28 protein-coding genes are annotated in these 26,484 nt (G+C 34.1%); 5 read left to right on the forward strand and 23 right to left on the reverse strand.

Translation table 11 applies throughout. The features are described 5' to 3' along the window. Positions 1-25: 25 nt before the first annotated feature. The 10 genes from prmA to gpr all read right to left on the reverse strand — a co-directional run bounded on the left by prmA (position 26) and on the right by gpr (position 12,155). The gene (gene prmA, locus JOC75_RS13425) at positions 26-964 is read right to left on the reverse strand and encodes a 50S ribosomal protein L11 methyltransferase (protein WP_204954546.1); all 939 of its coding nucleotides are present in this window, start codon (positions 962-964) and stop codon (positions 26-28) included. A gap of 52 nt (positions 965-1,016) precedes the next feature. Next, positions 1,017-2,138 (reverse strand): molecular chaperone DnaJ, encoded by a 1,122-nt coding sequence (gene dnaJ, locus JOC75_RS13430; RefSeq protein ID WP_146949071.1) that lies wholly within the window; start codon positions 2,136-2,138, stop codon positions 1,017-1,019. 165 nt (positions 2,139-2,303) lie between these two features. Further along, on the reverse strand, positions 2,304-4,136 hold the full coding sequence (gene dnaK / locus JOC75_RS13435) for a molecular chaperone DnaK (RefSeq protein WP_204954547.1): 1,833 nt from the start codon (positions 4,134-4,136) through the stop codon (positions 2,304-2,306). 33 nt (positions 4,137-4,169) lie between these two features. Further along, the gene (gene grpE, locus JOC75_RS13440) at positions 4,170-4,748 is read right to left on the reverse strand and encodes a nucleotide exchange factor GrpE (RefSeq protein WP_204954548.1); all 579 of its coding nucleotides are present in this window, start codon (positions 4,746-4,748) and stop codon (positions 4,170-4,172) included. Between the two features lie 111 nt (positions 4,749-4,859). After that, positions 4,860-5,891, reverse strand: a complete 1,032-nt coding sequence (hrcA, locus tag JOC75_RS13445) for a heat-inducible transcriptional repressor HrcA (protein ID WP_146949074.1) — start codon at positions 5,889-5,891, stop codon at positions 4,860-4,862. Positions 5,892-6,041: 150 nt separating this feature from the next. Beyond that, on the reverse strand, positions 6,042-7,178 hold the full coding sequence (hemW, locus tag JOC75_RS13450; protein ID WP_338036585.1) for a radical SAM family heme chaperone HemW: 1,137 nt from the start codon (positions 7,176-7,178) through the stop codon (positions 6,042-6,044). Between the two features lie 102 nt (positions 7,179-7,280). Further along, positions 7,281-9,104, reverse strand: a complete 1,824-nt coding sequence (gene lepA / locus JOC75_RS13455; RefSeq protein WP_146949076.1) for a translation elongation factor 4 — start codon at positions 9,102-9,104, stop codon at positions 7,281-7,283. A 281-nt stretch (positions 9,105-9,385) separates the two neighbouring features. Next, the gene (locus tag JOC75_RS13460; protein ID WP_204954550.1) at positions 9,386-9,736 is read right to left on the reverse strand and encodes a YqxA family protein; all 351 of its coding nucleotides are present in this window, start codon (positions 9,734-9,736) and stop codon (positions 9,386-9,388) included. Between the two features lie 21 nt (positions 9,737-9,757). Further along, complete coding sequence (gene spoIIP / locus JOC75_RS13465; protein WP_204954551.1) at positions 9,758-10,960, reverse strand: stage II sporulation protein P; 1,203 nt, start codon at positions 10,958-10,960, stop codon at positions 9,758-9,760. Between the two features lie 67 nt (positions 10,961-11,027). Beyond that, positions 11,028-12,155, reverse strand: coding sequence for a GPR endopeptidase (gene gpr, locus JOC75_RS13470; protein ID WP_204954552.1), 1,128 nt, complete (start codon positions 12,153-12,155; stop codon positions 11,028-11,030). 282 nt (positions 12,156-12,437) lie between these two features. Here gpr and rpsT point away from each other — a divergent pair, with 282 nt between their 5' ends. Next, positions 12,438-12,704, forward strand: coding sequence for a 30S ribosomal protein S20 (rpsT, locus tag JOC75_RS13475; RefSeq protein ID WP_146949080.1), 267 nt, complete (start codon positions 12,438-12,440; stop codon positions 12,702-12,704). 126 nt (positions 12,705-12,830) lie between these two features. On the opposite strand, the gene holA is transcribed toward rpsT, so the two are convergent. After that, positions 12,831-13,862, reverse strand: coding sequence for a DNA polymerase III subunit delta (gene holA, locus JOC75_RS13480; protein ID WP_204954553.1), 1,032 nt, complete (start codon positions 13,860-13,862; stop codon positions 12,831-12,833). Positions 13,863-14,260: 398 nt separating this feature from the next. Between holA and JOC75_RS13485 the strand changes: the two genes are divergently transcribed. After that, the gene (locus JOC75_RS13485; RefSeq protein WP_146949082.1) at positions 14,261-14,395 is read left to right on the forward strand and encodes a YqzM family protein; all 135 of its coding nucleotides are present in this window, start codon (positions 14,261-14,263) and stop codon (positions 14,393-14,395) included. A 59-nt stretch (positions 14,396-14,454) separates the two neighbouring features. Here JOC75_RS13485 and JOC75_RS13490 read toward each other — a convergent pair whose 3' ends face one another. The 3 genes from JOC75_RS13490 to JOC75_RS13500 form a co-directional block, all read right to left on the reverse strand. Then, positions 14,455-16,785: a DNA internalization-related competence protein ComEC/Rec2 gene (locus tag JOC75_RS13490; RefSeq protein ID WP_239589456.1), complete on the reverse strand. Its 2,331-nt coding sequence runs from the start codon at positions 16,783-16,785 to the stop codon at positions 14,455-14,457. 193 nt (positions 16,786-16,978) lie between these two features. Further along, a complete protein-coding gene (locus JOC75_RS13495; protein ID WP_204954555.1) occupies positions 16,979-17,539 on the reverse strand; it encodes a ComE operon protein 2 in 561 nt (186 codons plus the stop codon). A gap of 116 nt (positions 17,540-17,655) precedes the next feature. After that, positions 17,656-18,300 carry a helix-hairpin-helix domain-containing protein gene (locus JOC75_RS13500; RefSeq protein WP_204954556.1) on the reverse strand — a complete coding sequence of 215 codons (645 nt, stop codon included), beginning with the start codon at positions 18,298-18,300 and terminating at the stop codon, positions 17,656-17,658. A 157-nt stretch (positions 18,301-18,457) separates the two neighbouring features. Here JOC75_RS13500 and comER point away from each other — a divergent pair, with 157 nt between their 5' ends. Further along, a complete protein-coding gene (gene comER / locus JOC75_RS13505) occupies positions 18,458-19,291 on the forward strand; it encodes a late competence protein ComER (protein WP_204954557.1) in 834 nt (277 codons plus the stop codon). A 121-nt stretch (positions 19,292-19,412) separates the two neighbouring features. Here the strand turns inward: comER and JOC75_RS13510 are convergent, their stop codons facing one another. From JOC75_RS13510 to JOC75_RS13545, 8 genes are read right to left on the reverse strand one after another with little or no spacing between them, the layout of a single operon-like run. After that, positions 19,413-20,159 (reverse strand): class I SAM-dependent DNA methyltransferase, encoded by a 747-nt coding sequence (locus JOC75_RS13510; RefSeq protein ID WP_204954558.1) that lies wholly within the window; start codon positions 20,157-20,159, stop codon positions 19,413-19,415. After that, positions 20,156-20,512, reverse strand: coding sequence for a ribosome silencing factor (gene rsfS / locus JOC75_RS13515; RefSeq protein WP_146949088.1), 357 nt, complete (start codon positions 20,510-20,512; stop codon positions 20,156-20,158). The genes JOC75_RS13510 and rsfS overlap by 4 nt, the downstream gene beginning before the upstream one ends. Beyond that, complete coding sequence (gene yqeK / locus JOC75_RS13520; RefSeq protein WP_204954559.1) at positions 20,512-21,084, reverse strand: bis(5'-nucleosyl)-tetraphosphatase (symmetrical) YqeK; 573 nt, start codon at positions 21,082-21,084, stop codon at positions 20,512-20,514. The genes rsfS and yqeK overlap by 1 nt, the downstream gene beginning before the upstream one ends. Then, complete coding sequence (locus tag JOC75_RS13525) at positions 21,071-21,646, reverse strand: nicotinate-nucleotide adenylyltransferase (RefSeq protein WP_204954560.1); 576 nt, start codon at positions 21,644-21,646, stop codon at positions 21,071-21,073. The genes yqeK and JOC75_RS13525 overlap by 14 nt, the downstream gene beginning before the upstream one ends. A 21-nt stretch (positions 21,647-21,667) precedes the next feature. After that, positions 21,668-21,961, reverse strand: a complete 294-nt coding sequence (gene yhbY, locus JOC75_RS13530; protein ID WP_204954561.1) for a ribosome assembly RNA-binding protein YhbY — start codon at positions 21,959-21,961, stop codon at positions 21,668-21,670. After that, positions 21,955-22,800, reverse strand: a complete 846-nt coding sequence (gene aroE / locus JOC75_RS13535; protein ID WP_204954562.1) for a shikimate dehydrogenase — start codon at positions 22,798-22,800, stop codon at positions 21,955-21,957. The genes yhbY and aroE overlap by 7 nt, the downstream gene beginning before the upstream one ends. A 17-nt stretch (positions 22,801-22,817) precedes the next feature. Then, complete coding sequence (yqeH, locus tag JOC75_RS13540) at positions 22,818-23,924, reverse strand: ribosome biogenesis GTPase YqeH (protein WP_204954563.1); 1,107 nt, start codon at positions 23,922-23,924, stop codon at positions 22,818-22,820. Between the two features lie 4 nt (positions 23,925-23,928). Then, on the reverse strand, positions 23,929-24,444 hold the full coding sequence (locus JOC75_RS13545) for a YqeG family HAD IIIA-type phosphatase (protein ID WP_146949094.1): 516 nt from the start codon (positions 24,442-24,444) through the stop codon (positions 23,929-23,931). A gap of 383 nt (positions 24,445-24,827) precedes the next feature. Here JOC75_RS13545 and sda point away from each other — a divergent pair, with 383 nt between their 5' ends. Beyond that, positions 24,828-24,968 (forward strand): sporulation histidine kinase inhibitor Sda, encoded by a 141-nt coding sequence (sda, locus tag JOC75_RS13550; protein WP_146949095.1) that lies wholly within the window; start codon positions 24,828-24,830, stop codon positions 24,966-24,968. A gap of 203 nt (positions 24,969-25,171) precedes the next feature. Here sda and JOC75_RS13555 read toward each other — a convergent pair whose 3' ends face one another. Further along, a complete protein-coding gene (locus tag JOC75_RS13555; RefSeq protein ID WP_158638608.1) occupies positions 25,172-25,327 on the reverse strand; it encodes a hypothetical protein in 156 nt (51 codons plus the stop codon). Positions 25,328-25,625: 298 nt separating this feature from the next. Here JOC75_RS13555 and sigK point away from each other — a divergent pair, with 298 nt between their 5' ends. Beyond that, on the forward strand, positions 25,626-26,348 hold the full coding sequence (gene sigK, locus JOC75_RS13560) for an RNA polymerase sporulation sigma factor SigK (protein WP_146949096.1): 723 nt from the start codon (positions 25,626-25,628) through the stop codon (positions 26,346-26,348). The last annotated feature ends 136 nt before the right edge of the window (positions 26,349-26,484 follow it).

Consider the following 26,484-nt stretch of genomic DNA (forward strand, 5'->3'; position numbering starts at 1 on the left):
TAGTTCCTGGGGTCAGACCCCTTATTTATTTCTTCTTTGCAATAAACGCTACCCAGTCTTCCATGACCATTGTTTCTTCTATGGTAAATCCAGCATTTATAAGTGCATCTTTCACTTCTTGTTTTTTGTTTTGGATAATACCTGATGTTATAAATGTGCCATCTTTCTTTAGTGCATCATATGCTTGATCTATAAAGCGAACAATAATTTCAGCAAGAATATTAGATACAATTAAATCTACAGGACCTTCCACACCATCTAACAGATTATTTTGTGAAACTGAAACAATGTGCTGTACTTTATTTAATTTACAATTCAAGCGGGCACTATCAACTGCAACCTGATCTAAATCATAGGCTTCGATATGTTTAGCACCGAGTAACCCCGCGGCAATACTTAATACACCTGATCCTGTTCCAACATCAATGACTGTATCATCTTTTTGAACAGTTCTCTCTAATGCCTGTATACATAGAACTGTAGTAGGATGTGTTCCAGTTCCAAATGCCATTCCTGGATCAAGCTCAATAATTAATTCATCAGAACTAACTGGTTCATATATTTCCCAAGTTGGCACAATTGTGAATTTTTCAGAAATTTTTACAGGATGATAGTATTTTTTCCATGCTGTTGCCCATTCTTCTTCATTCACTTCACTGATCGTAATATGATTTTTCCCTAAATCAATATCAAAAACTAACAGATTATTAATTGATGCTTTTATACCATCAACTGTTTCTCCTAAAAAGCTATTCACTGGTAAATAGGCTTTAACAAGAACACCTTCTTCAGGATAATCGGTTGGATCAAGTTGGTAGATTTCACCTAAGGCAGTGCTCCGTTCTTTTATTAAATCGGCAAGATCTTCAATAACCACGCCACTTGCTCCAGCCTCATGCAATATATTTGAAATGGGTTCTACTGCTTCTTGTGTTGTATGAATACTTAATTCTGACCACTTCATATCTACCAACTCCAATCCTTCTATCTTTCATTTGTCCATTAATAAAGAAAAATTATTCTCCTTTAAAAGCACGCTTCACTTTATCAAAAAAGCTTTCTTCATGCTCATCAGGAGTCGTTCCATTGATTTCTGCAAATTCTCTTAATAAATCTTTTTGTTTCTCTGTTAGATTTGTTGGTGTTAATACACGTAATATAACGTATTGATCACCTTGACCGTAACCTCTAACATTTGGTACACCTTTGTTCGTTAGACGGAATTTCTTGCCTGTTTGTGTTCCTGCAGGTACTTTTAGTTTTACTTTGCCATGTAATGTAGGTACTTCTATTTCATCACCAAGTGCAGCTTGAGCAAATGTTAATGGCATTTCACAATAAATGTCATCTCCATCTCTTTCAAAAAACTCATGCTCTCTTACATGGAATACTACATAAAGATCTCCAGGAGGACCACCATTAACACCAGGTTCACCTTGTCCTGATACTCGTAACTGCTGACCATCATCTACACCTGCTGGAATTTTAACTGAAATTGTTTTACGTTTTTTCACTTTTCCAGTTCCACGACAAGTTCCACATTTGTGTTTGATCATCTTACCAGTACCTTCACAATGGTGACATACTCGGCGATTGACAATACGTCCAAACGGACTATTTTGTTCAACACTTAATTGACCGCTTCCTCCACAGTGTGTACATGTTTCTGGCTTCGTTCCTTTTTGAGCCCCAGATCCATCACATGTTTCACATGTTTCTTCACGAGGAATTTCAATTGTTGTATCTTTTCCAAATACTGCTTCTTCAAAATTTAACGTCATCGTGTATTGTAAATCCGCACCTTGTCGTGGTGCATTTGGATCTCGTCTTCTCGTGCCACCGCCAAAGATTGAGCTAAAAATATCTTCAAAGCCAAAGCCTTCGCCACCGAATCCAGCTCCACCGCCAAAGCCTTGGTTAGGATCCGTATGTCCAAATTGATCATAATGAGATTTCTTTTGATCGTCACTTAATGTTTCATAAGCTTCTGTAATCTCTTTAAATTTGTCCACAGCATCTGCTTCTTTATTAATATCAGGATGATATTGTTTAGAAAGCTTTCGATATGCTTTTTTTATCTCATCTTTACCCGCGTTCTTACTTAACCCGAGGACTTCATAGTAATCACGCTTGCTCATAGATTCTCACTCCCGATTTTTCTCACATAAGGTAAATTGTATCACTCTAAAGGAAGGAAAAGCAACATATAGTTGTGCTCCATGTTTAACGAATAACCAGTTTCCCTTTATCAAAAAAAGTCAAAGTCAAGACAAGCCTGACTTTGACTTTCACCTTACTGCGACTTATTTTTTGTCGTCATCTTTAACTTCTTCGAATTCAGCATCTACAACATCATCATCGTTGTTTTTTCCAGCTTCTCCACCTTTTTGTGCCTGAGCTTGCTGTGCTGCTTCTTCATAAAGCTTCATTGAAAGTTCTTGAACAATTGTTTGAAGCTCATCTTTTTTCGCTTTGATTTCTTCTAATTCATTCTTTTCGATCGCAGCTTTTAATGCTTCTTTAGCTTCATTTGCTTTTGTTACTTGCTCTTCGTCAACTTTACCTTCAAGATCTTTTAATGTTTTCTCAGTTTGGAAAACTAATTGATCTGCTTCATTGCGAAGTTCAACTTCTTCCTTACGTTGTTTATCAGCATCAGCATTTTCTTCCGCTTCTTTAACCATACGTTCGATTTCATCATCTGATAAACCAGTGTTTGATTTGATTGTAATAGCTTGTTCTTTGTTTGTGCCTAAATCTTTTGCACGAACATTAACAATACCATTTTTATCAATATCAAATGATACTTCGATTTGAGGTACTCCACGTGGTGCTGGTGGAATATCAGTTAATTGGAAACGTCCTAATGTTTTGTTATCTGCTGACATTGGGCGCTCACCTTGTAATACATGAATATCTACTGCAGTTTGGCTATCTGCTGCTGTAGAGAAAGTTTGAGATTTACTAGTTGGAATTGTTGTGTTTCTTTCAATAAGTTTAGTAAACACTCCACCCATTGTTTCAATTCCTAATGAAAGTGGTGTTACGTCAAGTAATACAACGTCTTTTACATCACCAGTAATAACTCCACCTTGAATTGATGCACCAAGTGCAACAACTTCATCAGGATTTACACCTTTATGTGGCTCTTTGCCAAGTGCTTTTTTAATTGCTTCTTGTACAGCTGGAATACGTGTTGATCCACCAACAAGAATTACTTTATCAATTTCATTAGCTGAAAGATCTGCATCACTTAGTGCTTGACGAACAGGTCCCATTGTTCTTTCAACTAAATCTGATGAAAGCTCATCAAATTTTGCACGAGATAAACTAACTTCTAAGTGAAGTGGGCCTGCTTCTCCAGCTGTGATAAATGGTAATGAAATTTGAGTTGATGTTACGCCTGAAAGATCTTTTTTCGCTTTTTCAGCTGCATCTTTTAAACGTTGTAACGCCATTTTATCTTTAGAAAGATCAATGCCATTTTCTTTTTTAAATTCAGCTACTAAGTAGTCGATAATAACTTGGTCAAAGTCATCTCCACCAAGACGGTTATCACCAGCTGTAGAGCGTACTTCAAATACACCATCACCAAGTTCAAGTACTGATACGTCAAACGTACCGCCACCTAAATCATAAACTAGGATTGTTTGGTCTTCATCAGTTTTGTCTAAACCATAAGCTAAAGCAGCTGCTGTTGGTTCGTTAATAATACGTTCAACTTCTAAACCTGCAATCTTACCTGCATCTTTAGTTGCTTGACGCTCAGCATCATTAAAGTATGCTGGAACTGTAATAACAGCTTTAGTAACAGGCTCTCCTAAATACTCTTCTGCATAAGATTTTAAATGTTGAAGAATAATCGCTGAAATTTCTTGAGGAGTAAAGTTTTTATCCTCTACTTCAACTTTATAGTCAGTACCCATATGGCGTTTAACTGACATAATCGTATTTGGATTAGTAATAGATTGGCGTTTTGCAACCTCACCAACTTGACGTTCGCCGTTTTTGAAAGCAACAACTGAAGGAGTTGTACGATTACCTTCTGGATTTGGGATCACTTTTGGTTCTCCGCCTTCTAATACTGCGACACATGAGTTTGTTGTACCTAAGTCGATACCGATAATTTTACTCATAATATAGAACCTCCTAATATGTAAGATTATTTTTTATTGATTTACTTTCACCATTGCAGGTCGAATAACTCGATCCTTTAATTTGTAACCTTTTTGAAGCTCTTCAACAACCGTATTAGAGTCGAAGTTTTCATCCTCTACTTGCATAACTGCTTGGTGTAGATGAGGATCGAACTCTTCTCCTACTGACTTGATTGTTTCAACACCTTCATTTTGTAAAGCTTGAGCTAATTGATTATAAACCATATTCATACCCTGTAGCAGCGATTTTGTTTGATCGTTATCTGCTTCTATTTGTAACGCTCTTTCGAAATTGTCAAGAGCAGGTAAGATTTCAGACACTAAGCTTTGTGCACGATACTTTTGAGCAGCTTCTTGATCTAAGCGAGTACGTCTTTTGAAATTATCAAAATCTGCTTGAGCACGAAGCATTTTATTTTCAGTTTCATCCAGCTTTGCTTGAAGCTCAGCTATTTTTGCTGTCGATTCATCAACTTCTTCTGACGCATCTTCAACAACAACGTCATCTGCATCAAGTATTTCAGCTTCTACTTCAGTATTGACACTTTCTACTGTTTCCTCTTGTTCTGCAACGTTTTTTTCATTTGACACGATATTCACCTCCCTTAAAGTAAGTAGTATTTATCATTATAGTTAATCTATCATTTAAGCATGGCAATCGGATGGAATATCGCTATCCCATCCATTACAATATAGCCAAGCTTATGATTCATGATACAAATCTGTTAACGTTTTGGACAAATCATTTGTCATTCGGGTTAATAAACTTACTACTCGTGAATACTCCATTCTTGTTGGCCCTAGAACAGCAATTGTCCCTAACTTTTGTGTACCTAATGAATATGTGGCTGTAATTAAGCTACAATTCTCCATTGCCATATTATCATTTTCTTTACCAATTTTAATAGAAATACCCGGATGATTAGATTTTAATAATCCATAAAGCTGATCTTCATGCTCAATCATCGTTAATAATGATCGAATTCGACCAATATCAGCAAACTCTGGCTGACTAAGCATATTTGTTTTACCACCGAAATAAATCTTTTCACTAGCATCCATCGTTAATGAGCCAGCCATCATTTTAAGAAGAATATCATAGTTATCAATATGGTCTTTTAATACAGTTACAACCTCTTTATAGATTTTATCCTGTAAATCAACCAATGGAACTCCTGATAATCTTTCATTTAAAATGTTAACCATTTTCTCAATTTCACTTGGATCAAGTGCACCTGGGAAAGTAATTGTCCGATTTTCAACATGTCCTGTATTGGTAACAATGATAGCTACTGCTGTTTCATAATTAATAGGTACAATTTGAATACGTTTCAAGCGATTCTCATTCACCTTAGGACCTAAAACAATTGATGTATAGTTGGTCAAATCTGACAAGATCTGCGCGGATTTCTGTACAACCTTTTCCAATTCGAATATTTTCTCAGCGTAAATCGACTTAATCTGAGAAACCTCTGTTTTTGTCAAACGTTGTGGTGCTAGCAGATGGTCAACATAATATCTATAGCCCTTTTCTGACGGAACACGGCCTGAAGAGCTATGAGTTTTTTCAATAAATCCTAAATCCTCTAAATCAGCCATATCATTTCTAATTGTAGCAGAACTAAACGTAATTTCGTCTTTTTTTGCTAATGTTCGAGAACCAACTGGCTGTGCTGAATGGATAAAATCATCAATAATTACTTGAAGTATCAATAATTGGCGATCTGTAAGCAACTATTCATCACCTCTGTTAGCACTCTATAGAAGCGAGTGCTAAATATATATAAAAAGTTATCAAAACCGAATTAAAATGTCAATTATAATCTCTTAATATTTTTTCGGATTATTACTATTTTTATATTCGTTTTTAATCTTCCTTGTCTCCTACGATAGGAGAAACTCCTGAAAAACTTCATTACCCAAAAGCTTACCTTTATGTGTTAATTTAATTGCAACACCATCATCTTTTATTAACCCTAGTTCAACTTGCTTCTTAATTTTATCACCAAATTGACATTCTAGTTCGATGGAAAATTTATTGTAGAATTCTTCTTTATTAACACCTGCCGTTTTACGTAAACCTAAAAACATTTCTTCTTCCATCTTCTCATTTAAACTCACTACATGCTCACTATTATAAGCATTACCCTTTTCCTTAACACTGTCTATATATTTTTTAACAGGGCCTATATTCGATGTTCTCACACCATCAACATATCCATGAGCACCTGCACCAAATCCATAATAATCCACGTTATTCCAATAGGTTAGATTATGAAAGCTTTCAAAGCCAGGGATCGCATAATTACTTATTTCATATTGTGCAAATCCATGCTTTTCCATCTCTTCCATTGCTATTTCATACATCTGCGCTTCTAGCTCTTGCGGCGGCAATGACAATCTTCCTTTTTGCATTAGATTATAGAAAACTGTTTTTGGTTCAATAATCAATGAATAAGCAGAAAAGTGTTTTACATTTAAACCAAAACCAATTTCTAAGGATTCTTTAAAATCCTCAACAGTTTGTCCTGGAAGTCCATACATTAAATCAATACTCATATTTTCAAACCCAATTTGCTCTGCTTGATTAATGGTTCTGAACACATCATCTCTTCTGTGGACTCGACCAATTTTATTTAAAAGCTCATCATTAAAGCTCTGCACACCTATACTCAAGCGATTTACTCCAGCGTTTTTTAATACATGCAGCTTTTCACTCGTAAGCTCTCCAGGATTTGCTTCTACTGCAAATTCAATCAGCTCATTTGTTGGAAGAAGCTCTATTGCAATTCCTTCTAATAACCGATCAAGTTGCTTAGCTGTTAAAGCAGTAGGCGTGCCTCCACCGATAAATATTGTTTTTAACATATTCTGCTTTCTTTGAGCTGTCGCATGACGCATCTCATTTATAAGCATTTCAATATATTCATCAACAGGCTGTTGCTTAAAAAACACTTTATTAAAGTCACAATAATGACAAATATGATGACAAAAAGGGATGTGAATGTATGCTGACTGAATCATATTTTCACCTTCTAATTAATAAGCCGCAGACTAAGCTGCGGCTATCAGATTTCTTTGCAGATGCAAATTATATCATGTTGTGAAGTACAAATTAAGAAATCAGCTTTCATCCATGCGAAGTACTGCCATAAACGCTTCCTGTGGCACTTCTACAGATCCAACCATCTTCATTCGTTTTTTACCTTCTTTTTGTTTCTCAAGTAATTTACGTTTACGTGAAATATCTCCACCATAACATTTTGCAAGTACATTCTTACGCATAGCTTTAATTGTAGATCTTGCAACAACCTTTTGTCCGATTGTTGCTTGAATTGGCACCTCAAATTGCTGACGAGGAATTAATTCTTTTAACTTTTCAACAATGATTTTACCTCTGTCATATGCTGAATCACGATGCACAATAAATGATAATGCATCAATTTTTTCTGCATTTAAAAGGATATCCATTTTCACTAAAGTAGATGTTTTATATCCGATCAATTCATAATCAAATGATGCATATCCTTTAGTACTGGACTTTAATTGATCAAAGAAATCATAAACAATTTCTGATAAAGGAATTTCATAATTAATATTGACACGAATGTCATCCAAATATTGCATATCAATGAAATTTCCACGCTTCTTTTGACATAACTCCATTACTGAACCAACATAATCATTCGGAACCATAATTGAAGCTTTTACATAAGGCTCTTCAATACGATCAATTTTTTGTGGATCAGGCATATTAGAAGGATTATCAATACGCAGTGATTCACCATCAGTAAGATGAACATCATATATTACACTTGGAGCAGTAGTAATTAAGTCAATTTTAAATTCACGTTCAATACGTTCTTGTATGATTTCCATGTGTAGCAATCCTAAGAAACCACAACGGAAACCAAATCCTAATGCTTGAGATGTCTCAGGTTCAAATTGAAGAGACGAATCATTTAACTCAAGCTTTTCCAATGCTTCACGTAAGTCATTGTATTTTGACGTATCAATTGGATATAAACCACAGAAAACCATTGGATTTAGTTTACGATAACCAGGTAGCGCTTCTGTAGCACCATTTTTAGCACTCGTAATTGTATCACCAACACGGGTATCTCCAACATTTTTAATAGCTGCACTTAAAAATCCAACATCACCAACATTTAATTCTTTTAGTTGGACGGGTTTAGGTGTGAAGACACCTAATTCTGTTACTTCAAATTCTTTACCCGTTGCCATCATTTTAATTTTTTGTCCAACCTTTACAGTTCCTTCAACAACTCTGATGTACGCAACTACACCTCTATATGCATCATATAAAGAGTCAAAAATAAGTGCTTTTAATGGCCCTTCTGGATCTCCTTCTGGTGCAGGAACTTTTTCTACCACTTGTTCAAGTATTTCTTCAATACCAATACCAGCTTTTGCAGATGCTAAAACAGCTTCAGAAGCATCTAAGCCAATAACATCTTCAATTTCTGTTCGCACACGCTCAGGCTCAGCACTAGGCAAATCAATTTTATTAATAACAGGTAAAATTTCTAATTCGTTATCTAGAGCTAAATACACATTAGCAAGAGTTTGAGCTTCAATACCTTGTGCAGCATCAACAACCAACACCGCACCTTCACAAGCAGCTAAACTACGTGAAACTTCATAGGTAAAATCAACATGTCCTGGTGTATCTATTAAGTGGAAAGTATAGTCTTCTCCATCTTTTGCTCTATATTTTAACTGAACAGCATTTAATTTGATCGTAATTCCGCGTTCTCTCTCTAAATCCATAGAGTCTAACAATTGATTTTTCATCTCACGTTGAGTTAAAGCAGATGTTTTTTCTAAAATACGATCTGCTAAAGTCGATTTTCCGTGATCAATATGGGCAATAATCGAAAAATTACGGATTCTCGACTGCCTTATTAACTTTTCGTCTTTATTCATATTATTTCTTCACTCCTACATAGCTTACGAATACACTATTTCTCATTATATCAATAGGCCTAGCAAGATTCAATGGATAAAAAATAAGTACACAATGTGAGTTAGATAAATACAGAGTACTATCTTCTGTAAACCTTTTGCTAATGTCTTCTTTATGTCTTAGAAAAAGTGTTTCGATTCTTAGAAGAAAATATCCCAATAGACTGTATACAGTGTTCTTCTATAAACAAAAAAGCTGATAGAATAGGTTATCAATCTAACCCCCTATCAGCATTATCGTATCATTCTAAAAATCCATTAATCCATTGTGCAAATAAATCGACCAAAGTCGATATCCCATGACTTACGATATCAGCAAACTGTTTTCCAATATGAGAGAAAAAATTAAATGCTTCAATTTGTTCCAGTTGCTCTTGTTTTTGTTGTAAATCTTGACTTGTCACTTCATTACCAAGGATTGAAGCATCAAACTCTCCAGTTTTTTCACTATCAACTTGAAATGCTCCTTGAAAATCTGGGTCATTATACCCCTTCATCTTAATCATACCTTGATTAGCTTGCTGCATGCCAATTAACACTCCAAAAAGAAGCACCGAGCAAAGTATAAAACTTTTGAGCATAAATTTTATCATCTTGCTTCCCTCACAATGTTCTTACTTTTTTTCCTCAGATGTTTCTGCATTCACTTTCTCGGCTTGCCAATAAAATTCACTAAACACATCAGATATAGCTGCTACTGAATTTTTCAGTTCATCTAAGTTATTATCAACTCCACCAAACTCTAACAGAAGAGCGTTACTCGATAAATCTTGATTGTAAACTCCGTTAACTCCTTTACCAGCTTGTTCAAAAATCCCTCTACTTAAACCAGGATACTTTTTCTCTAGTAAAGCATGAAGCTCTTTCGCGATTTTCTCATTCTTTTCAGCTGTTGGGTTATCTCCACCAATGACAAAAGCAATTTTCGCGTAGGTTTTATCACCGATTTTAATTGTTGTGATATCTTTTCTTTGCGAGTCACGATGAATATCAATAAGGTACTTTAATTCCTGATTACTAGCCATTGCTTCTTGTACAACAGGCCTTGAAGCAGTGTACGATTTTGCGTAATTCCAGCCTTTTTGCTTCAGGCTGGCTTGTACATCTGTTTCCTCGACTTGTGAACCTATCCCTTGATCTTGTAGTGCTTTTCCTAATAACTCACTAACTAATGTGACATTTGCCTTCGAATGTATGGCTCGATTTGGATCTTTCTCACCTTCTAATAAAGGCAGATATGACTCTGTATTATGTGTGTTATAAATATAAACAACCTTCTTATCACCTGTTGTTAGTGCTGGTGGTGCTTTTGGTTCATCATTCGTCTCATTGACTACATCATTTTTATTAATCGATGCTTCTCTTTCTTGTTCAAGCACTTCAGTTGGTGGTGGTGATTCATAGGGCATATTCGTATAATTTGTTCCGTCTCCTGCAACAACAATTTCACTATCGAATAATGAAAAGCCAGGAAGCTCACGGCCTAAAAGACTTCTTGGATCATCTGGATTTATACTTGTCGCAACTGTGAAAATTAGAGAAGATAGTTTTATCGGTTCTGTCTGCTCAGGTAATGCGGATGCAAAATAGCGGTTCTCTGCACCTAAAAGCTGCAAAAAGGATTCTCCATCAATATTAGTTGTTAAATCATTTATTGACGATGATGTTAATCTATATTCTGGTTTCAAGGATGTTAATATTCCCGATAGCAAAAACGTCATAAATAGTAAGATGAAGCAAACAATGAACCCTTTTTTAATGCTTGTCCCATTTAGTGTTACGACCATATTATTTCGACTAGTATGAGCTCGCTTCATTACAGTAATCCTCCTTATGCTTGTCTACTAAATTGTATGACTAAGCATAAGGAAGTAGAACACTGATTTAATGAGTATAAGCACCTGAATTATCTTGATCTACCTGTTGATGAAGAGCCGCATTCAAACCACTAGCAATAACATTAGCCATATCATCAATAAATGTATCAACTTCTTTAGGAGTAACCATTAAGTTATGTCCTAATGGTGATAAAACTTCATGAATTAATTTTCTTTTTTCTTCATCCTCAAGACCACCAACAATACCTAAAAATTGTTGGCGATGCTCTTCGCTAGGTAAATCTTCATCCGTCAAAACTCTACGTTCACCAAAGCTCATTCCGGCTGGAGTTAATGATTTAGAAGGCCTATCTCCTTCACTCATTTCTCGACCAAAGTGTTTTAGAATAAAATCGATTGTATCGCTTGTAATGGATACAGCATCAACAACAGTAGGTATACCAATAGCAATTACAGGAATTCCATATGTTTCCTTACTTAATGCTTTTCGCTTATTTCCGACTCCAGATCCTGGATGAATACCCGTATCTGATATTTGAATAGTTGTATTTACGCGCTCTATTGAACGAGCTGCTAGAGCATCAATTGCTATAACAAAATCTGGCTTAGATTGTTCAATAACGCCAGAAATAATATCACTTGTTTCAATACCTGTTAATCCCATAACACCAGGAGCTAAAGCGCTAACAGGTCTAAATCCCTCTTGAACATTTTCCGGCTGTAGTTTGAATAGATGTCTTGTTATTAGTAAATTTTCAACAGCTAAAGGACCTAGCGCATCAGGTGTAACATTCCAATTCCCAAGTCCAACTACTAAGCAGCTTGCATCTTTAGAAATGCCCAGATTTTCTAAGAAATGATTAAATTGCTTTGAAAATACATCAATTACTTTTTCCTGCAACTCTGTATCTTTTTGTCTAATTCCTTGTACTTCAAGGGTTAAATATTTCCCTGGCTTTTTCCCAACAACATTTGCACCTTCATCATCAATATCAATTGAAGAGATACTAATTCCCTCTTCATCCCATTCTTTTATAACAACTCCAGAAATATGACTTTGATCAACTGCTTCTGTTCCACTCGCAGTTATTTGTTGTTCAAGCGCCATTGCTCTTGCTTCAACAGCCAAATCCGTTCTTACTGAATATGAACTTAAATCTAAAGACTTTCCCATAAAAATACCTCCCAATTAGTTCCTTTTCATATGTTTGCCATATCTGCTAGGAAACATTCCCATGTTTAATGGAATTAAGACTTGAAACCGCAATCTTTTGGCATCTTTAACGAGATTAGTAGAACATTTTTAAAAAAATACGTAAAAAATACCTGTTTCAATGTAATTTCCTTTACATTAGTATTGCAATATACATGTCTGTTTGATAGAATATCTTTTGTTCATGTAAAGGTAATGGTCGAGTAAAATAGATCTCGATTTACTTCTTAGGAGGTGAAATATATGCCAAATATTAAATCTGCAATCAAACGCGTAAAAACTAGCAATGAGCGTAATGCACATAACTCAACAATCAAATCTGCTATGCGTACTGCTATTAAAAAAGTAGATGCATTAGTTTTAACTAACGATGCTGATAACGCAAAAGCTGCACTTGTTGAAGCTAACAAACGAATTGATAAAGCTGCACAAAGTGGATTAGTTCATAAAAACACTGCTGCTCGTTACAAATCACGTTTAGCTAAAAGTGTTAACGGATTAACTGCGTAATTATAAGAAGGACAAACAATGTTTTCGTTCTTATACAAAAAAACGATCCCACTTAGGATCGTTTTTTATTTTTCATTTTTTTATATAGATTTTCAACAATCAATCATAAACCTTCAAGAAATTAGCCTATGTTAATGCCTTTTCATCAAATAGCTTTAATAAAAATAGCTCTAATAAAAGTTGTTTATCTTTTTTACCAGTTTTCATTTCATAATCTGCTTCTGCAAGCTCCATTAAAAGATGAGCTAATTCATCTGTTGAAAACAATCTTGCTTGTTGTAAAGCTAATTTCACTCTAAATGGATGCACTTTTACAGTATTAGCTATTTGCTGCTGTCCGTATCCTATGTTAGATAATTCCTTTACATGTAAAATTAATCTGAATTGCGTTACTAATAAAGAGAGAATTTTAATTGGCTCTTCATTATTTTTTAACAAATCATAGAAAATCTGTAATGCATCTTTACTACGTTTATGAATAACATGTTCAATTAAATCAAAAATGTTTTGCTCTAACGTTCTAGCAACTAATAACTTAACTGTTTTAGATGTAATGACCCCTTCTGCACCTACATAGGTACTAAGCTTTCCTAACTCTTGATGAATCATCATTAAATCCCCTGCTGTAAGCATAATTAACTCTTCCATTGCGTCTTTTTCAAGTGATATTTGTTCTTGTTCTACGATATCCAACATCCAGTTTTTAGTATCGCTATCAGACAAAGAATTCATCTCGATTACTTCAGTTTGTTTTTTTATTAATTTGGTAATTTTTTTTCGCTCGTCCAACTTTTCATACGGAGCCATAAATACAAGCACTGTATAAGGTGCTGGTGAATGTATGTATTGTTCTAGTTTATCGATGTTATGTTCTACTTTTTCCTTTTTCTTTTCACTTGTCAAAAACAAAGGGTTTTTAACTATAACAACTCTTCTTTCACCCATAAATGGCAATGTTTCAGCGTCTTCAATGGCTGTTTCAATCGGAGTTTCTTCCATATCATAAACAGACAAATTAAAATCCTTTTCCTCTTCAAGTACTCCAGCTTCTACTATATATTGAACAGTTTCCTGCATTAAAAAGGATTCTTTACCAATTAATAAATATACTGGTGCTAAATTCTTTTTCTTTATATTCTTCCATATATTAAAGATCATTACTATACTCCCATCATTCTTCTCATTCATTAGCTCAGAGAATAGCCCTGAATAATTCAGGGACATTTAACTATATTCTTATGAGCCTTCATTCATGGTAAAATGAAAACAGCTGTTTGGCAAGTTTCAAAAATGATTTTGTATGGATGAAAAAGAGAATTGACACATAAAAAGGTCAATTCTCTCTTATCTATGTGAACGTTCCGTCTTCAGGTCCTAGGTACCTAAATAGAAACGATACTACGATTTCATCTTATTGTAGCCAATCGAACCATAATTATCGGTTATCAAATATAGTAAAGTTGGTAATAATAGCCTCATTGCTAAATAAGTGTTATCCTACTGTAGATTTTTTAAAATTAATCGCTTATACTAAGTATGATATAGGAGGGGTAACAGTGAACGAATTTGAAAAAAACGTCCAAAGTAAACGTAATGACGCTGTTGATTCTGGAGTAGGTTTTATTGCTTCATTTGGATTCTTCGCGACAATTTTTATCATTGCGACTGTTATTAAATTAATCGGTTCTTAATATCTTGTGTACTCTTACATAGAGGCTGCTTGCTATAAGCAGTCTCTTTTACGTTTTCGTTATTTTACTTCATCATATGGTGGATGTGTTAAAAATGTTCCACTATTTCCATTATAACGAAATAAAACCGCACCATCCAAATCTGTTCTCAGTATATTTATATTTCTGCTAAGTAGCTTTTCAACTACCTCTTTATGAGGATGTTGATATCGATTGTTATAACCTGCTGAGACGATTGCATAAGACGGATCAATTGCATCAAGAAATTTCTCAGAAGTTGAACCTTTACTACCATGATGGCCAACTTTCAAAACATCTGCTTTTAAAGCTGGATATGATTTTATTATTTGTTCTTCACTGTTGATTTCTGCATCACCAGTAAACATCCACCTAAGACCTCCAATTTTTGCCCATAAAACAAGAGAATCATTATTTTTACTTTCTGTGAGTGTTTTTGGAGAAACAACATGAAATGAAAAATCTTTATAATTTAACTGATCGCCACTTTTAACTTTTTTTATGTTTATTCCTTTTTCAAAAGCTTTTTTTATGATATTTTCCTCAAGCTCACCTCGATCAAATCCTACAGGGATAATGATTTGATCGATCCTAATCTCTTCCATAAGTGTTAATACTTCACCTATATGATCAAAATCACCATGTGTTAAAAATAAACCATTTAGTTTTGTTACTCCAATAGATTTCAAATAAGGAACAGTAACAGATTTGGCAATTGAATATGATCTATTAGACTTCTCCCATTCTTCTTTTGGAAATGAAACCTTACCACCAGTATCAATTAAAAATGTCCCACCATTGAATGGCTGCTGTATAAAAATCGAATCACCTTGTCCGACATCTACTGTAAGCACTTGACCGACTGGATTTATTTTTTGAGCAAGAGCTTGGCATACAAAAAGGAATAAAAGAAGCATTGTCGGCAAAATTAACGGTTTCCCATTTTTCGTTTTTTCATATCGTATAAATATTAACAATAATAGGACTATACAAAAAAATAAGAAGATCAGTGAAGGTTTACCTGTTGTAATTGTTAAAGGGATAGTAGAAGTAAAAAGAACAAGTTGATGAGATAGCTCAAGTAGGGATGTAATCAAATACACAAAAAGCGGACCTATGAAAGGGATGGATAAGGTTAAAGTTGATACGATTGCTAATGGTAAAATAATAAAAGAATAAAAAGGTACAAAGATCATATTCATCGGTAAACTTATAAGAGAAAATTCATAAAAATTCGATATCAATAATGGAATGGCACAAAGCTGTGCAATGAGAGAAACGGCTGCTAACTTAAATGTCCAACTAGTGAAATACTGTAGTATTTTCGAAGACAACAATAAACCAAAGCTAACAACAAATGATAATTGAAATCCAATTTGAAATAGATAATAAGGATTAAAAAATAATAAACATAAATATGTAAAACTAATCACATCTAAAGGTGGAATTTTTCGTTTTAAAAGTTGTAAAACAAAATAAATAATAACCATCATAGAAGCTCTTAACACAGATGGTGCTCCTCCTGTCAAAACCATGTAAATTGGTAAAAAAATAATCATAATAACCTTTGATCTTTCATGAGTTAAACCGAAGAAGATCAGTAAAAAATAGATACCACCTACTAAAAGACCTACATGTAACCCTGATATGGCTAATAAATGAACAATACCAAGTTCCTGGTAAGCTTTTTCGATATCTTCCTGAAGTAAATGTCTTTCACCAAATATAAGCGCCTGCACTATTCCAACAGATGTTTTCGAAAAGTTTTTTTCAATCAAACTTAAACCTGATTTCCTTAAATTTACTAGCATGTTCATTACACCACGATTAATGTAGTAACAGTTTTCAATTTCTTTCACTTGATACTTCCAATGAATATGTTGATCATATAAATATTGTTTATAATGAAAAGCATTCGGCATAGTGGGTCGTTTAGGACTCTGTAATTCACCTTTAAATGTACAGCTGTTGCCTGATTCAAGTTTTTCATATAAATGCTTTTCATTTTGTGTTTTTAAAATATACGAGAAAACTAACTTCTCTCCTTGTGGGTTTTGAATTGTTCCAGTTAAAAAATTACCGTCTATCATAGGCACTGTGATCAATTCTCCTACAGAAGTATATTCACCACTCTGTAAGGAAGTTTTATTACTAATTTCAGTAATATAGAAAACTCCGAGATAAGTGATAATAGTCAATAAACTATACATAAAGAGTCGCGATCTGTTTTTCACAAGGAAAAAAACGAGGTAAAAGCATGTAGAGATAATAGCTAGGGGATGGAAATCAAAACGACTTACTATTATAGCTAAGCTGGCAGCTATTGCGATAAATAAAAAATTTCCTTTTATTAGTAAGCACCTCTTATTCAAAGCTTTAATTTAATTTTTTAAAAAAGATATAAAGGCTGGCACTAAAAGCCAGTCCTTTATTTTAAGAGAAGGTTTAGAAATTTAATTGGATTTTGCTGTCTAGCTCCATCGCCTTCCAACTTCAGACTATTTGGCAACAATGTGTTATAATAATTTACTTTCCTTATTGTACGGAGATATCAAGACACTGCTTTTAGCGGAAAAGACGGTCAGCTTCATTTTGTAATGAATCCATTTCATCTTGATCCATATTAGCTTGTGATAATTTGTTTAATAAACTTGTAACAAATTCTTGTTTTTTCTGAGTATTTTGATCGGGATATTCTTTTTCTAATTTAACGTGTTCTACCTTTACACCAGCTTGGGAAAATAACTCAATTGCATATAGATGGTTTTTATAGTCAACCGCATAATATACTGTTTTAATTCCGCTTTGTATGAGAGCTTTACAGCATTGGAGACATGGAAAATGTGTGACATATATTTCTGCACCTTCAGTTGGTACACCAAATTTCGCACACTGTAGTAACGCATTCATTTCAGCATGTATTGTTCTAACACAATGGTTATCAATTACATAGCATCCTTCATCAGAGCAATGAACACCACCTGCAATTGAGCCATTATATCCACCCGCTATAATTCGTTTATCTCTTACAATTGTTGCACCAACAGCTAATCTTGTACAAGTGCTTCTTAAAGCTAATAAATGACTTTGTGTCATATAATATTGATCCCAAGAAATTCGACTCACTTAAAACTCCTCCACTCGACATATTTCTGCTTTTAAGTTTATCGAGAATGCTTATACTTCGTCAATTTATTATTTTTGTATTTTCTGAGGGTGAATTTCCTTTTTGTGATCAAAAGCTATTTTACTAAAATCTCTTCCTTTAATTTCTCATATGATTTTTCGCCAATTCCTGTTACTTCTAGTAAATCCTCAGGAGACTGAAATAATCCATTTTCTTCTCTATATGTCATAATTGCTTCAGCTTTTGCTGGACCAATTCCAGTTAATGTTTGAAGCTCTTCGATCGTTGCTGTATTAATGTTTACCTTCTGTACCTGATCATTATCTAGCCCTGCTTCCTGACTTGTGTAGGGATTTACTTCGGTTTCACCTTTCTTTGGGATATATAGAACCATCCCATCCTGTAGAGGAGCAGCTAAGTTAATTGCAATTTCATCTGCATCACTATTTAACCCTCCAGCTTTTTCTATTAATTGATGCACTCTTGCATCTGCTTCAATTTCATAAACGCCAGGTTTATAAATTGCTCCTTTTATATCTACTATTATTACGTTTGGTTCTTGATCACTAACATCATTCTCCCCCATTTTTTGTTCAAAGGTCTCTTCGTTTTTCTGTGAAATACTATTCAATTCATGGTCTCCATTAATCATTTCAATTTTCTCTGATCGATCTGCAAAAAAGTAATAACCAAAAGTAACCACTATGAATAAGCTAATCAATACAAATATCCATTTTTTGTTATTTTTAATATATTCCATTCTATTTAATCTCCTTTAATAATATAGTTGAAAAAAAGTCAACCTTGGTTTTTTAGTACCAACAATGCACGTTAAAATCTCCTATTTTTTATTCATAAATAGTAAATAACCAACATATCGTGTATGAGAGAATTGCATATTAAGGAGGGGATTTCCATTGAACATTGGATTTATTGGAACAGGTAATATGGGGAGAATTTTAATCGAATCCTTTATAGAGTCGGGAGCAATTAAACCTTCTTTTATTTATATGACAAATAGAACACTTGCTAAGGCTGCTACTATTAAGGAACAATATTCAAATATTCATTTAATGGAAGCTGCAGAAGATGTAGTAAAACGCTCTGATATTGTATTTATTTGTGTAAAGCCGTTGGATATTCACCCCCTTTTAAAGGATCTAGATGACCTGTTAACACCGAACAAATGTATAATCTCTATTACGAGTCCTATTAGTGTTGAACAGCTTGAATCACTTGTTAAATGTCAGGTAGCCAGAGCAATCCCAAGTATTACGAATAGAGCTTTCTCTGGTGTATCACTAATTACCTATGGAAATTCGTGTCATAAGGAAACACAATGTGCGATTGAAGAGATATTTGAGCAGGTCTCAAACCCAGTTCAAATAGAAGATAACGTAACAAGAGTGGCATCAGATATCGTTAGCTGTGGTCCTGCTTTTTTTAGCTTTTTACTTCAACAATTTGTGGATAGTGCAGTAGCTGAAACAGAGATCACTAAAGATCAAGCTGTTTTATTAGCAAGTGAAATGATTGTGGGTATGGGAAAATTACTTGAAACAGAAATCTATACACTTCCTACATTACAGGAAAAAGTATGTGTTAAAGGTGGCGTAACTGGAAAAGGGATTAAAGTGTTAGAAAATGAAATCGGAGACATGTTTAATAAAGTATTTCAGGTAACACATGAGAAATATTATGAAGATATTGAGGAAGTTTCAGTACAATTCAATACAATAACACATAAATAATTCTCTACAATTAACCATAATCCTGCTTTTCCAAAAACTTTTTTAAGCTTTCTTACAAAAATGAACGATCAAGATTACTAATACAAAAAATAAGGAGTTTCTCCTTTTAATGGAGAACTCCTTATTTTTTCCTTGCAATAAAAAAGATTCGCTCAGTTGTTGGTGTAGGGTCTTCATGTAATTGAAAATCACTACATATCTTTACAATTTCAAAGGAAGCAGATTGTAATAATTGTTTGTATTGTTCGATATCAAATGTTCGCTGGTAATGCAGTTCATCATACCGCTCATAGAATTCACCTTGCTTAACAAAAAAAGAAAGATCATGCTCGATACTGTGTTCTTCTTCTCCTAGATACGAACTCCAGATAAAGCTTATATCATCATCTTGATCAGCAAATGTTGCATCTGCAAAAACATTATGAATTTTATAAAGTGAATGAACATCAAAAATAAACAATCCATTATCATTCAATTGATTATAAACAGCTTCAAACGTTGATTGCACGTCCGATATCGTTCTTAAATAATTTAAAGAGTCACAACATATCGTAATCGCATCAGATCGCTCTATGAAGCCTGTGAGCTCACGCATATCTTGTTGCAGGAACAACATATTAACTTTGTTCTTCTCAGCCTTTGCCTGAGCTACAGTGAGCATATCCTCACTTAGATCAACACCAGTGACATTGAATTGTTTTTTTGCCAATCGAACAGCTATCTCACCTGTGCCACAACCAATGTCTAAAACATTCTTTGTGTCCGGATGATACTTAGAAAAAACCTCAAGAATTAATTCTGCCCATTGATCATATGGCGCATCTTTCATAAGCTGATCATAGATATAGGCAAATCCTTGGTAAATCATTGATTTAGTTCACTCACTAAATCCTCAGTTGGTGCATCTCCCCATAGACGTTCAAGGTTGTAATAACCTCTTTCATCTTTATGAAAGACATGTGCAACGACATCCCCTAAATCAATTAAAATCCAACGAGCTTCATCAAAGCCTTCTAAACGTTTTACAAAAATACCTTCCTCAGCAGCCTGCTCTTTAATTTCTCTTGCAATGGCTTGAACTTGTTTATCAGAGTTACCGTGGCAAATTAGGAAATAATCCGCTATTAATGAAATCCCCTTCATATTAAGTGCAATAATATCCTCTGCACGTTTGCTATCTGCTGCTTTTGCTACTGTTGTTAAAATATCTCTTTCTCTCATTAAATAGTTCTTCCTCCTTCTAATACTAACCAATTGTATGTTGAAATCGTGTCTGGATAAACAGCTTGATTTTTCTTCAGTAAAAACATAATAGTATTTTGTAATGATTTTATTAAAGCCTTATCTAAGCTTTCCTCAGCAAGTTCTCTTACTTCTTCTACACCTGGAAAATGTCGACCTGGTTCAATATAGTCTGCCACATATATTATCTTTTCCAGCAAAGACATATGAGGTCGTCCAGATGTATGAAACTTTATGGCGTTTAATATTTCTGTATCACTTATTCCTACTTCCTGTTCAACGAGAAACGCTCCAACTGGTGCATGCCATAATTCACTATTATACTCTAAAAGTAAGGGTGAAAGCTTTTGATCAAGAATTATTTGTTTCATCTCATCTTTAGGTCGAAATTTTGCGTAATCATGAAAAATTGCTGAAAGTTCTGTTTTTTCGAGATTTTCACCATATTTTCCCGCTAAATGAATAGCTGTTTCCATTACTCCAATTGTATGGATGTACCTGTGTTCGGTTAACTGCTTTTCCACAATTTTTAATGCTTTATCTCGTTCCATATAAATGATTCCCCTTAATATATCTTTTCACATCTTCCGGCAAAAGATAAGCAGTACTTTCATTTTTATTTAAACGCTCTCTAAGCATCGTAGAAGAAACATCAAACATTGGGATCTCAATCTCGTTTACTGGATAGTCTGTTACTGTCTTATATCCATGTCTTTTTACACCAATAAATGAAACTATCTTAATGATTTCATCAATTTTATGCCAATGAGGCAGATATTCAATCATATCAGCACCGATAATAAAATGAAAGGAATAATCCGGGTACTGCTCACGCAATATGTGAATTGTATCATATGTATAGGACGGACCCTCACGCTCTAATTCTAACGTATTTATTTTGAAATGATCATTATCCTTTATAGCAAGCTTGAGCATGTTTAGCCTGTGCCTACTATCTGAGAAATGCTTTTCTGATTTATGAGGTGGAATTTGATTAGGAATAAACCAGACTTCTGATAACTGCATTTTATGAAGAATTTCACTTGCAATTAACAGATGCCCAAAATGGGGTGGATCAAATGTTCCGCCCAAAATTCCAATTTTTTTAGTCAATCCCTTCCACCCACTTTCAATTTATTGAGGTAAATTAAGTTTCTTATTTTCCTTTGATTCTTTATATAACACAATTGTATTTCCGATAATTTGTACAAGCTCTGCTTTTGTTCCTTTTACAATTTCTTGTGCAACAGTATCTTTATCTTCTTCACAATTTTGTAGGATTGAAACCTTTAAGAGCTCACGAGCTTCTAAAGCTTCGGAAATTTGATTAACCATATTTTCGTTAACTCCACCTTTACCTACTTGAAAAATTGGGCTTAAGTGGTGTGCTTCTGATCGTAAAAAACGTTTCTGTTTTCCTTTTAACATGTTTTATTACCTCCTAGTTTGTCCATTACTATCGCGGTCATTTTCTCTACAGAAGGTTTTTGTTCTGTCCATAATTCAAATGCTAGTGCTGCCTGATGTACAAACATCCCAACACCTGTATGGACGGTTAAACCTAAAAGTTCTGCTTCTTGAAGTAATGCTGTCTGAATCGGATTATAGATAATATCACTAACAACTGCTGTTGATTTTGCATGTTTTAAACTTATTGGCTTTTGGTCTATGTTAGGATGTAACCCAACTGCTGTTGTTTGGATGATAATATCATAGCTTCCTAATTGTTGTTCAGCTTGGGTTAAGCTTAATGATGTGCTTGTATTTGGAAAAGGACATTGCTGTACCAATTCCTCAGCCTTTGAAACAGTTCGATTACATAAATCAATATGCTGACAGCCTTGATGCGTGAGTGTGAAATAGATACCTCTTGCTGCACCACCGGCACCAATTAGTAGGATCTTTTGTTCACCTAAGGGCTTTCTCACTACATCCTTTAAAGATCTAACATAGCCATTTCCATCAGTGTTATAACCAATTAAGCGCCCATTCTCATGAATAACTGTGTTCACAGCTCCTGCAATTTGTGCTGATTCATGTAGTTCATCTAAAAGTGGAATAATTGATAATTTATGTGGAATTGTTACATTGAATCCTTTAACTCCAAGAGTCTTTAAAGCCTGAACAGATTCTGTTAATCGACCTTGTTCAACATGAAATGCATGATAATATCCATCAAGTTTTCTTTCCTTAAATGCATCATTATGAATGTTTGGTGACATTGAATGTTCAACAGGACATCCGATAAGACCATATAAGTTCCCCATGTATATACTCTCCTCAATTAAATTAACGATTTCCTTAAAGTTACATTAACACCTTTGGGAGCATAAGCTACAATTTTTTTCCCAGGGTTATTTACTGTAACCCATCCTAAACCAGAAAAAACAATGTCTGTTTTTGCTTCTTTGATCGTATATTCATGAGGTATTAGTTTAGGAAATGTATCAACATCTTCTTGTCTAGGTGGAGATAATAATTCTCCAGCATGTTTTTCATATAAGTCATCGGCATTTTCAAGTTTTGTGCGATGTATTTTCAATTCAGTAGGAATATAGCAAACTAATGCTTCCTTTCCTCCTGAAACATAATCAAGACGTGCTAAGCCCCCGAAGTACAATGTTTGTTTTTCATTTAATTGAAAAATCATAGGTTTTATTTCTTTTTTAGGACTTAGTAATTTTAAATCACGCTTGTCTACAAAATGTGCCATTTGATGGTGATTAATTATACCAGGAGTATCGTAAAGAGCTGCTCCATTATCAAGTGGAATCTCAATTAAGTCCAATGTGGTTCCGGGATAATGAGAAGTGGTAATAACATCATTTACTCCAGTGACTTCTTTAATCATTCGATTAATAAATGTCGATTTCCCTACATTTGTACAACCAACAACATAGACATCTTGTCCTTCGCGATATTGATCAATCAATTCTGCAACCTCTCTAATTCCATGCCCCTTTGCAGAGCTGACCAAACAAACATCAATAGGTTTTAATCCTAATTCTTTTGCTTCTCTTTTCATCCAATTAATTAACTTTTGCTTCTTAACTGACTTTGGGAGAATGTCACTTTTATTTCCAACTAACAAAATTGGATTACCTTTTACAAATCGATGGATTCCTTGGAGCCAGCTACCATTAAAATCAAATATATCAACAATTTTAACAATTAATCCTTTTGTTTCACCAATACCATGTAAGATTTTTAAAAAATCATCATCTGTTAATGAAACATCTTGAATCTCATTATAATTTTTTAATCGGAAGCAACGTTGACATATGACCTCTTCCTTCTCTAAAGCACTTTGTGGGGCATAACCTAACATTTCTTCATTTTCAGTTTGAATAGCGACTCCACAGCCTACACATGAAAATTGATCTTCTAACACGCTTTTATTCCTCCCATTGAATCATACCTTTTCGCTTTAAGCTATCCATTATTCTTCGTTCTATTTGTCGGTTTATCCTTGTGAAAAAACCATCTGTGGAAGCAACAGGAACAACCAGTATTGTTTGGAAACCATTTCGATTACCACCAAGAACATCTGTTAATAACTGATCACCGATTACAACAACATCTTCTTTTTTTAAATTCATATCTTTTACTGCTTTTATAAAAGCTTTACCCATAGGTTTTCTCGCTTTATATATAAAAGGGATATTTAAAGGTTCTGAAAATGATTTCACACGCGCTTCTTTGTTATTAGAAACAATTGTGACTTTCATTCCTTGATCTTTTAATTCTTTAAACCATTCTAGTAGTTGGGGTGTAGCATTTGGTCGATCCCATTCAACTAACGTATTATCTAAATCTGTAATAATCCCTTTAATTCCAGTTTCTTTAAGCTTCTTAGGTGAAATATGATAAATACTCTTCACATATTCACCTGGTAAAAATTGTCGTAGCATGAGTTTCAGCACCTCATTATCATTTTTTTGCCATCTTACATCATAACGAATTTAAGTCATAGTTTCAAAACAAACTTATAATATATGCAAAAATGTTTTTAGAAAACACAAAAACTTTTCGACATTTTCCGACCCTCTTCAACAGTTGTGGATAATATTATACACATTATACCCCTTGTAACGATTCGTTTTTTCACTGTTATAAACAACATACCCACAGCTTATCCACTTGCAACTGTGGATAACAGAACGGTTGTTCTATTTATTGATTCATGTTAAATTTAAATCAATAACAATATATAATATATAACAAATTTCACTAACGCAATAAGTTGCGTTACTACCTGTTAGGAGGTGTAGAGCCAAGCAGTTGGCCATCAACCATGCGTAAACTTTCTGACGAATTATTAATTGAATCTTATTATAAAGCAACTGAAATGAAACTACATGATGATTTTATAGAATTAATTACAATGGAAATTAAACGCCGATCTTTAGGACATGTTTTAAAAGCTTCTTCTTAAAAGCTTATTTACATGCCGGTAGACGGCTCTTTTTTTATGTTGTCCATTCCATTAAACCACTACACTAACTAATCTAATATTTATGTATCCACTTCTAACCAAGAATGTTAATTATACCATTAGTTTTCATGCACCTCTAGATCATTTTTATGAAAGAAATAAACTACAAGGGATGACTTTAGAATCTAGTCATCCCTTGTAGTTTATCGATAATAGTTGTAATAATAGTAGCCTCCACCAATAACAAGCAACAGAATTAACAATACAACAATAAAGGCGTACCAATAACCATATCCAACTGCACCTTGTGTTGGATAGTATGGATACGGACCTGGACCATAAGGTGAATAACCCACCATATAAGAAACCTCCCTTAAATACCCATCTATATAAATAGTTATATGTACATTTCTTAGGATAAGTTTAGGCGTAAAACCCAAATCTAGGAAGAAAAAAATATTTTAAACTTTTTAAGCTAAAGACAACATTTTTCGCAGGTGGCATGACTAATCAAACAGTGTAGATCAATTCTTAAAGATAAAGATTTTTAGATCAAAAAGATAACTTCTTTATGTGTACAGACACAAACAAGCTATCTCTCACATACACATAACTTATAGGCATTAGCCTACATAAAGTTTTAGTGGAGGTGGAGGTATGTCAGGGCTCATTACTGCACTAGGTTTTTTTGTTAAAGAATTAGTGTTCTTAGTATCTTATGTGAAAAATAATGCCTTCCCACAACCTTTGTCTGCAACAGACGAAAAGAAATATTTGCAGCGAATGTCAGAGGGAGATGAATATGCAAGAAACCTTTTGATTGAACATAATTTACGCCTCGTTGCTCATATTGTGAAGAAATTTGAAAACACAGGGGAAGACTCCGAAGATTTAATTTCAATCGGCACAATTGGATTGATAAAAGCGATAGAAAGCTATTCACAAGGAAAAGGCACTAAACTGGCAACATATGCTGCTCGATGTATTGAAAATGAAATCCTTATGCATTTACGAGCATTAAAAAAGACGAAAAAAGATGTTTCTTTGCATGATCCGATTGGTCAGGATAAAGAAGGAAACGAGATTAGCTTGATTGATGTCCTGAAATCTGAAAATGAAGACGTTATCGAAACAATACAGTTAAATATGGAATTAGAAAAAGTAAAGGAATACATCGATATTCTAGATGGAAGAGAACGTGAAGTCATTGTAGGAAGATTTGGTTTAGATTTAAAAAAGGAAAAAACCCAACGTGAGATTGCAAAAGAGCTTGGTATTTCAAGGAGTTATGTTTCACGGATTGAGAAACGAGCACTTATGAAAATGTTTCATGAGTTTTATCGAGCTGAAAAGGAGAAAAGAAATCGAAAAAAAGAATAATACACCTTATTTAAAAGAGAAGGACTTAATCCTTCTCTTTTCAGACTGTAGACAAACTAGCGAAAATCTAGTTTGTTTACAGTCTTTTTTCATATAAAATAATAGTAATAATAATTCTGAGGTGATTTTTGATGCT

This window comes from Metabacillus crassostreae, assembly GCF_016908395.1.
Classification (GTDB): Bacteria; Bacillota; Bacilli; order Bacillales; family Bacillaceae; genus Metabacillus; species Metabacillus crassostreae.